This is a genomic window from Patescibacteria group bacterium (genome assembly GCA_020148045.1).
Classification (GTDB): domain Bacteria; phylum Patescibacteriota; class Minisyncoccia; order Minisyncoccales; family GWA2-38-27; genus JAHCRG01.
The window spans coordinates 1-8,994 of record JAHCRG010000018.1 but is presented as its reverse complement, the minus strand read 5'-3'; the positions used below and the strand labels follow the sequence as shown (position 1 = coordinate 8,994).

At 34.4% G+C, this 8,994-nt stretch carries 11 protein-coding genes; 1 reads left to right on the top strand and 10 read right to left on the bottom strand.

The annotated features are described in order from the left end of the window. Window positions 1–203 precede the first annotated feature (203 nt). The 10 genes from KJA13_04135 to KJA13_04090 form a co-directional block, all read right to left on the bottom strand. Window positions 204–1,505 (bottom strand): tetratricopeptide repeat protein, encoded by a 1,302-nt coding sequence (locus KJA13_04135; GenBank protein ID MBZ9578182.1) that lies wholly within the window; start codon window positions 1,503–1,505, stop codon window positions 204–206. 17 nt (window positions 1,506–1,522) lie between these two features. Continuing rightward, a complete protein-coding gene (locus KJA13_04130) occupies window positions 1,523–2,203 on the bottom strand; it encodes a hypothetical protein (protein ID MBZ9578181.1) in 681 nt (226 codons plus the stop codon). Window positions 2,204–2,558: 355 nt separating this feature from the next. Further along, window positions 2,559–3,353: a hypothetical protein gene (locus KJA13_04125; protein ID MBZ9578180.1), complete on the bottom strand. Its 795-nt coding sequence runs from the start codon at window positions 3,351–3,353 to the stop codon at window positions 2,559–2,561. Window positions 3,354–3,443: 90 nt separating this feature from the next. Further along, window positions 3,444–4,184 (bottom strand): hypothetical protein, encoded by a 741-nt coding sequence (locus KJA13_04120; protein ID MBZ9578179.1) that lies wholly within the window; start codon window positions 4,182–4,184, stop codon window positions 3,444–3,446. Between the two features lie 565 nt (window positions 4,185–4,749). Continuing rightward, window positions 4,750–4,989 (bottom strand): hypothetical protein, encoded by a 240-nt coding sequence (locus KJA13_04115; protein ID MBZ9578178.1) that lies wholly within the window; start codon window positions 4,987–4,989, stop codon window positions 4,750–4,752. An 88-nt stretch (window positions 4,990–5,077) separates the two neighbouring features. Then, window positions 5,078–5,518 (bottom strand): hypothetical protein, encoded by a 441-nt coding sequence (locus KJA13_04110; protein ID MBZ9578177.1) that lies wholly within the window; start codon window positions 5,516–5,518, stop codon window positions 5,078–5,080. A gap of 15 nt (window positions 5,519–5,533) precedes the next feature. Next, entirely contained in the window at window positions 5,534–6,346 is an 813-nt protein-coding gene (locus KJA13_04105; protein MBZ9578176.1) for a site-specific DNA-methyltransferase, read from the bottom strand. After that, window positions 6,315–7,448 (bottom strand): DNA adenine methylase, encoded by a 1,134-nt coding sequence (locus KJA13_04100; protein MBZ9578175.1) that lies wholly within the window; start codon window positions 7,446–7,448, stop codon window positions 6,315–6,317. Before KJA13_04100 ends, KJA13_04105 begins: the two co-directional genes overlap by 32 nt. 3 nt (window positions 7,449–7,451) lie before the next feature. Beyond that, window positions 7,452–8,270, bottom strand: coding sequence for a TdeIII family type II restriction endonuclease (locus tag KJA13_04095; protein ID MBZ9578174.1), 819 nt, complete (start codon window positions 8,268–8,270; stop codon window positions 7,452–7,454). Window positions 8,271–8,438: 168 nt separating this feature from the next. Next, a complete protein-coding gene (locus KJA13_04090; GenBank protein MBZ9578173.1) occupies window positions 8,439–8,636 on the bottom strand; it encodes a helix-turn-helix transcriptional regulator in 198 nt (65 codons plus the stop codon). 112 nt (window positions 8,637–8,748) lie between these two features. On the opposite strand from KJA13_04090, the gene KJA13_04085 reads away from it, so the two are divergent. Then, the gene (locus tag KJA13_04085; protein ID MBZ9578172.1) at window positions 8,749–8,850 is read left to right on the top strand and encodes a DUF624 domain-containing protein; all 102 of its coding nucleotides are present in this window, start codon (window positions 8,749–8,751) and stop codon (window positions 8,848–8,850) included. Window positions 8,851–8,994: the final 144 nt, after the last annotated feature.

Sequence of the window (8,994 nt, the reverse complement as noted above, 5' to 3'; positions counted from 1 at the left end):
GCAAATTTTTGCCCAAAGGTCTTTTCCCCGAAAAAAACAAGAAAATTGCCTTCGGCAATGACTCTCTGCAATTTTCGAAGTGGTATCCTTCCTATACCAGATAAAAAATCCCTCCCCAAGGAGTCAGGGGAAATTTTGAGGTAAAGGTAGAAATTTCTCAAATATAAAGTGATAAGAAAAACGTAGATTTAATAATGATATGTTTAATTTATAAGCCTCTTAAATCTAGGGTCATTTTGTATATTTTTAAAATCGGGTTCTTCTCTTGCTTCTATTTTGTAATTTTTATTCATTTGAATTGCTTTTCTAAGCATTCCAAATGCTTCGTTGTTTCTATTCATTAAAGAGCAAAGACAAGCTAAATTATAAAAAACAGCAGCATCCTTATTATTGATTTTAATAGCTTTTTTTAAACATGCGATCGCCAATTTATTTTTTCGCTGCAAATGCAAGGCATAAGCTTTGGAACAAAGAGCAAATGTATAGTTAGGATTAATCCTTAAAGCTTTACTAATACTTTTCAAGCCTTTCGAGATCGCTCCTTTTTTTATTAGCTCATGTCCATAATTTGCTAAAGTAACATGGTTACGAGGATTAAACTTTATTGCTTTTTCATAACATTTTATTTCTTCTTCGTGGCGATTAAGCCGACAAAGAAGACTGCCTTTATTTGTTAAAGCTACGTCATTCTTTGGGTTAATCTGAATTGATTTATTAAAGTATTTCAAAGATTCTTTATACCGACCAACCCGTTCTAGCGCAAGAGCTTTCATCATTAATGCATGATCGTCCTTAGGTAAAATTTTTAGCGCCCTATTTATCCATTCCATTGCTAATTTATATTTACCAAGGCAATTTAAAGTAGTAATCTTATTTAATATAGCATCTGGATCATTTGGGGCAATTCTTAGTATTTTATTAAAATATTCTAATGCTTTTCTATGTTTGTCCAAATTACCAAAACAAATACCTTTCAAAAGCCATAGTTTTTGTATTTTGTTCTTTGGACCTCTCTTTAAGGCTTTGTCACAATATTTAATTGCCATGCGATAATTATGAAGTTTTAAATAAGTAAGTCCAATATCATGTGGTAATGATACACAATCTTTCGAACATTTACTACTGGCAATTATATTATTTTTAAAAGTTGCCAAGGCTTGTTTATAGTTACCTAAGGAACCTTCCAAAGAACCTTTTAAACACCAGGCCAAAATCAAATTTGAATCAAGCCTGATTGTCTTCTTGGCATATTCTAATGCTTTTTGGTTTTCTTCGAGATACGACAATGTTTGGGCCATACTGAGATAATAAGTTGCTTTCTTAGGATTTATTTTAAGCGCTTTTCTAAACTGCTCAAGAGCATTCTTATATTTTCTGGCTTTAAAATAAAATCTCCCAATTTTGTAATAATAAACGGAGGGCATTTTTATATTTTTAGAATCGAGCATTTTATTTATTGTTTTGGAGGCTTTCTTTACTTTTTCAAAGTCTTTTTCTTTTACCAAAGTTTATTCTCCTTAACTTATTTTATTCTATCTTTAAAGTCGTTCTCTATCATAGGTTTATAAACTTTTTTCAATTCCGCCTCAAGCTTTTTTGCCTTAGAGTAAGCTAACTTACGAATGGGTTCGCATTCAAGGGCTCTTTTTGCGCTATCTTTTGCTAATTCAGGAATAAATTTATTAAATATCGTACCTATACGTCTTTGAATTCTTTTTTGTTGTCTATGAAGTGTAAATTTTTCACCATATTGTTTGTTACTTATATCGCTAAATTCTGTCTTTATGTCTAGATCTAAATTTTCCTCAGAAATTAACATAACTGGCTTATTAAGAATTTGGAGCATTCCATACTCAAATGGAACATTCATTTTCGTAATACACGCTCTTCTTTTCTTCACATATTTCTTCAATCCAGCCAAAACTACAATGCCGAAGTCCGCCTCTTGTATTTTATCGCAAATACCTTCTAAAAGAATGCCCATACAATCTCTAGCCATATAAACTGTATAAATATCTTTAAAAAAGTCTTTAATAGCTTTCTCGACTTTTTTATATTTTTTATCATAAGACATAGCTAAAAATAAAGATCCAATTTCAGGTAATTCAGCCAATGCTTTTGCGCCACAATCAAACTCTTTGACTTTTTCTAGCAAAAAAGTGCGTGATGCTTTTCGGAATTTAATTTCTTTTTTTCTATGCATAAATTATATTCCTTAAACCGTATATCTTATACCTACCGTTTCTCAACTCAATCGGAAACCTGTCCTATTTTCAACCGGAGAAATTTGCCTTTTATTATACACCTAAAACCAAACGGCCTCAAGATAAATCTTGAGGCTCCTAGACTAAAAATTATGTCTTTTCCTTATAAAATAAATTCATTTTTTATCTAAGTTTCTTCATCAAGATACCGGCTTATACTTTCCTCATAAAAAGAAAATGACTTCAACTCTACTTTTCTATTTTTCGTAATTCTTTTCAGCTGTATATGGGCAGTTTTGGGGGCACAATACTTATCTATTTGAAACGACTCCTCGGTTAGTTTAGAAAATAGTCCTAAATAGTTCTTTTCGTTCTATACTCTTCTTTCTTCGTAAGCTCGCTGGGTTTGTGCCCTTTAATTAAGATCTTCCCGTTTACATAAGCACAACGATAACCCATTTCTATAAGAAAGTCCGCAAAGGCCTCTCCTGTTGGAGTAAAGTTAATGGTTTTATCGGTAAATTCAACATATCCCAAGCCATGACAGCCTCTAAAACTTGAGATACCGTATATGCTAACGGCAGCCGAAAGGAAACCATTTAGATCAAAGACTTCATGTCCCCAGATTGATTCAATGTCTGGAGAAAAACCAAGTGCTCTACGAGCGACAATATTGTTTAACTCACTTCTGCGCTCTAATAACCTAAATATTTTTTCAACTTGTGTGAATTCATCTGCTTTGTGTACTCTCGGATCGGCAAGGATTGTCTTAAGAGTCTGTTCAAGATTATTCTCAAATCTTGTCTTCCCGGCAATGCTGTTGTTATACTTTATAATTCTGAAATGCCCAACATCAAAGGGAACATCTCTATGGGCATCTCGTGTGATCATCACAGTATGACTACGTTTCAAGATGTGGGACATTCCTAGTTCATAAAAAACATTTGCATTTCTTCCAGTGATGTCTGCAATTATAACCTTTGCACTTTCAATAGTTCCAATGATATCTTCAAGAATTGGGTTTGTCGAAAAAATCTCATCTGCTCTAATCGCTGAAAGCCCGAGTTTCTTACAAACTGGTTTTATTGAATGGTCATACAAGCTTTTAGATACTTTATCATCAAATGGCATTGCTACAAATACTTTCATCTTGATGCTCCATTATATACTACAGTTTCACAAATTGTTCGGGAAACTGTCCTATTTTCCTATTACTTACATCAAGAAACAGTCTCTATGCTAATGAGGTCTTCTCCAAGCAAAACCCCTTCTCTGTATGAACCTTACACATATATTATATAATGCTACATTTATATCACGCATAATTTTTCCAAAGGACACAATAAAACTCTTCATATCAGCATTTAGACCTTTCTCTACGTATGCCTGAATAGCCCTATCAGCAAAATAGAATCTTGCATTCTCTATTGTATTACCAAGTGAAATGCAAGCATTTTCTAGAATCTCTCCGTTCTCGAAAAAGCCCTTCTTGTATCCTGCTAATAACTCTTTCGCATCATAGTGAAAGGCCACTTTATTTCTTATCATATGTAGTGGATTAGATTTCTTAGGGGCTGATTCGTCAGCTAAAGCAATGTCAATAAGGAGTGTCCAAGATTTGCGAGCTTTTTTATTAAGAACTCTGATTATTTCTTCAAAAAATGAATGCTTTAGGATTTTTTTATTGTTTTGAATTAACTTGAATAGCTCGTGAACAAAAGCAATATGAAGACGAATAATATGAAACTTAATACCCGCATATTCACCCCATGCAGAGTTTCTTTGCGGCTTACCTTTTGGTTCAGAGTTTAAGTGCATGTGATAATTTATACTATAATCTTTGTAATCATTGTATGCTAGGGCTAAAGCTAAAATAAAATTGCATAATTCTTGGGGGATGTCTTCAGTCCCAATGAAGGCTCTAGGATCAAATTCAATATGAGGTGAAAGTTTCGAAGAATATTCGGAGAAAGTTTTCATTATTCAATTTATATACTACTATTGCCCAAATTGCCCCCAAAACCACCCTATCCCCAAAGCGGAAAGTGGGGCGTCGAAAATAGCTGATATCGGCAGTTCAAATGCAGAGAAATTACCTTGACTTATCAATTTCTCTGTGTTAAAATAAATGCCTTAACTCACTGGAAAGTATGACGTTGCAACAAGATATACTGTTCTTTGAGTGTCGATAGGAAAACTATAGGAGTAAAAGACTCCTGTAATTCAAAGCTTCCTTTTCAGGCTAGCTCTTGCTTAGCCCCCTCCTAGCAATTATCTTACTTCCTTTCTTGAGGGGATGCTTAAGGAATCTAGCCCCTTGGAAAGGAGGTTTCTGAATGAAGCAAAGGAGTAAAGCTGAAAAGCGCCAAAAGCGCTATTCAGTATCAGCTCCTATGATTGAGGTCTTCTGCCGGTATATCCGGAGAGACGGTAGAATTATCTACCCTAAGAATGCTCGATGTTTTCACTTTTGGGTGAAAGCATAGGGTAACTTAGTTCTTACTATCGACACTCTATTTAATATAGCTATTTACCTAGCGTTTACCTATTTCCATTCAGCTGCATTCTTGATAGACCGGATTATTTGTCCTCTCCTGTCAAGATCTTGACCTTCTAAATAGTCCTCCATCCACTCTTCAATTATTACAGCCTCTCCGCTATTATCCAAAATAACAAAATATCTGCCTTTATTAGGCTCGAATCTAATATCCGTTATATTTTTATTAAGCCTTTCTTCATTGATTAAGTCTTGTAATTTTTGCTTAACTAGATTAATATCTAGCATTGTGCCTCCTATCGAGTGCCCACCATTCTCCAAATTGTCCCGGAACCCGCCCTATTCCCAAAGTGGAAATTACAGAAAAACAACAGAATTATCTTCTAAATCTTTTCAATCTACCTTGGTGTGCCTTAAGCTGCTTCCAGTTAAATTGATTTACTTTTCCTTCTTTATTGACAAGGAATATAAACAAATTATTATTCTTGCAAAATTGCCAAGGAAGGCGACGCATAACTTTCTCTCTATAGGTGTCGGGTAAACCAACCCCATAATTGTATCTCGCAGTAGTATTCATCCTTGTCGCTATCTGCCCAAGAACGTAAATAAAATAAACCTCTCTTCTTGAACGAGGATGCTTAACTTTTTTGGCGTCCGTACCTCCTTTAGTCTCTACTATAAAATAGCGAGCATAATTATTATGTCTCACTTTAATATCAACGCCATGCTCGTCTGTATGCTTCTCTCTGAGGCCTCGACTGTACCCCTTACGACTAAGCCAATCTATTATTGCTCGCCTTACAAATTTTTCTGTCATAACTTTTCTCGTGCTTTACGCTTTAGAAATTCTTTTCTTTGCTACCTCTATATATTTTTTTTCTTTCTCAATTCCAATCCAGTTTCTGCCAAGTTCTTGGGCTGCAACTGCTGTTGTTCCACTACCAAGGAATGGATCGAGAACTAGATCATCTTTGTTACTTGCGGTCAATATAACACGCTTGATGAGATTTATGGGCTTTTGTGCCGTATGCACTTTTATGCCGTCCTTATCTCTTAGTCTCTCAGCTCCTGTGCAAATAGGAAACACCCAATCTGTGTCTTTCATTTGCTTGCCAGCATTTATTTCTTTTAATAACTCATAGTTAAAAGTATAGCTTTTGCAATATTTGTTTTTCACAGCCCAAATTAAGGTTTCATGGTTATTGGTAAATCTTCGCCCATTTAAATTGGGCAATGCACCCATTTTAACCCAAATTACGTCATTTAAAAACCACAAGCCTAAGTCTTGCATTATTTTTCCTACCCTGAATATATTGTGGTACATGCCAATAACCCAAATAGTTCCAGTAGGCTTTAAAACTCTTTGGCATTCGGTCAGCCAATTCAGAGTAAAGGCATCAAATTCCTCGTAATCTTTGAATTTATCCCATTTGTCATCTACGGGAATTATTTCTGAACCGTCTGGACGTTTCAATCTCTTCCCTTTTGGCAATTGTAAATAATAAGGTGGATCGGCAAAAATCAAATCAAATGTATCGTTGGAAAAAGTCTTTAAAACTTCAATGCAATCGCCATGGATCACTGTATTTATTTTTTGCTCGAAATGAGATATATTAGAAGTTGTAGACAATAAGGTGTTCGGCATTTCTTTCGTTCCTACCTTTTACATTATATAAATATGTTTTTTCAAATTTACCTATTTTAATACCCTTTTTTTCATCATATAATTTGAAAATAAAAGGTGTCATTTTAATAATAAGGATAAAATTGGCCTGTGTTTTACACAAACAATGCGCTAGTCTCTCTTGATCCCTTTTATCAAAAGCCTTCTTTTCATAATCACTAAAATCTGTGTCATAAGGAGGGTCTAAAAAGATGAAGTCTTTTCTACCAAATTTGTAAGTATTAAAAAAATGTTCAAAGTCCTGATTTTTTATCGTTGTATTTTTAAAAAGTCTCCCTATGTCCTCACTAAAAATGTAATCCACTTTTCCTCTAAAATCTTTTGAATTATAAGCTATGCCACCGTAGGGAATGTTGAAAAGGCCATTTGCATTAAACCTAAACATTGAACCATAACAAAATTCCCGTATAAAATAGTAATTTGCTATCTCTTTTGCCAAGCCAATCTTGTATTTATTACCATTAAAATTCATTACATCTCGAAAATGCATATAGAAACCGCTCCTAAAGGCAGTTTCAATGTTTTTCTCCAGATCGCCCTTGGGCAATTTGCCTCGTTCTTTTTCAACTTGTTTTGTTCGGCAAATTTTTGAAACTAAATTTGATATAATTTCTTTTAATAAATTTTGCCTATCTAAGCAAAATTTTTCATCAAATAATCCATTGAATTTGTTTTCCGATTTTTTTATACTACTATTTATCTCTGTTCTTAATTGCTCTTCTGTAATTTTGGCTCGCTTATATCTATCATATAACGCTATAAATTGGTTTTCGAATATGCTGAGATACTTAGGGACTTTTTCCCAATTCAGCACATATTCATACAGTTCCTTTTTAAATTTTTCTTTATCATACTCACCCTTTACAAATCTATAGAAGTCCATTAATTCTTTACATATATCATTAATGATAGCTCTATGTGGCCTTATTTGAAAGAAAACCGCACCTCCACCAAAGAAAGGTTCGATATATCGGTCAAAAGCTGGAATTAAATCTTTTATATGAGTAAATTCTCTCGACTTCCCGCCGGGCCATTTAATTAAAGGTTGCACCATTGTTTTCATTCTTTACTCCAGATACTTCTTCTTAATTGTGTCTACGGCTTCCTTGATTAAATGAGCTTTTTCTTTATAAGCACCCAAGACTGTGTCATAGCCATCTTCACCTTTGCAAACAAAATTCCAAAAATCTTTTCCTATAAGCAGCTCATCATCAGCAAAGAATTGCCGTACGCGCTCTTGTTTCCAGGGTTTATCTTCACCATATCTGTTGTAGGCAGTTGCGAAACAAAGTTTAAGGTCTGTATTTCCTGGTAATGTATTCGACAATATGGCAAATTGCTCTAAAAGAGCTTCTTTCTCGGAACGCGCCTTTTTATTATCCAAATCTCCGCCAATTTTAAGTTCAATCAAGAAATGTTTTTTTGTTTCTTTATCAATTAAATAGTAATCACTTTCATGTCTTTTGGTTTGTAGAGATTGATCAGTTGGTTTTGTTCTTAAAAACTGGTAGTCTTCTACTGTGGGTGGTGCGATTTCTCTTCTCTTGTACTTTTCTAGTAACTCCGCTATGCCTCTTGTTTGTTCAACGCCTAAGGGTCCTTCGACGCGTTTTTTTACCTCATATGAAAAATTAGCAATATTTATTGCTAGCTTTTCTAACATATTCCCTAAAGAGCTATCGAGCGATCGAACTAGTGCCGTAAAAAATTGTATTTCCGGACCCAAGGCTGCTATAAATACATTGTGTATCTTCATATTGATAGTGCCATCGGGGTCGTCCTTTTCTCCTTCATGTCGCGCTTGAAACCCTTCAGCATAAGATTCTACAGCTGTATAAACTAGACTTTTTATTGCTTCTGATTTTGGCAGAGAGTTTTTAGCCATATCTATTAATCTCCTTATCGAACCCTGTTCTAAGCTCTAAATAAAAAACCTTCGCTTATAAAGCGAAGGTTTTACTTGTTTATCGTGGAGGTTCCCCCTTCGAACGCACCACTTACTTCTATTCTTTTGTCTAATTCAAATTCTATCATAGTATACCATTCTTGTCAATCATTTTCTTCCTACTAATTCGTCCAGGCCAATCTTAAATATATCTGTCAATCTGATTAGTGTTTTTAGCGTAGGATGCTTGCCAAGCCCTTGTTCTATCTTAGTAATTGTATTAAAAGATAGACCTGTTTTCTCAGCTAATCTTTGCTGCGACCAACCTTTTTGTTTACGCAATTCTTTTAATCTTTTTGATAGCATTTTTCCCTTGACTTGTTACTATTTTAATGGTATTATTATATTAATAACTATTTAATCACACTTACTTGGGGTATTGTAACTCCAAAAGCGGCTAAAATCAAGGTAAATCAGCATGGACTCCTATTTCAATAAATACTGGCGCCATTTCGTAGCTGGAATGATTTTAGGACTAATTTTCTTAATAATCTGGATTATTACTGAGGTTTTCAAATGACCAGTTCAAAATTTCCTCTGACTCCTTGGGGAGGGATTTTTTATCTGGTATAGGAAGGATACCACTTCGAAAATTGCAGAGAGTCATTGCCGAAGGCAATTTTCTTGTTTTTTTCGGGGAAAAGACCTTTGGGCAAAAATTTGC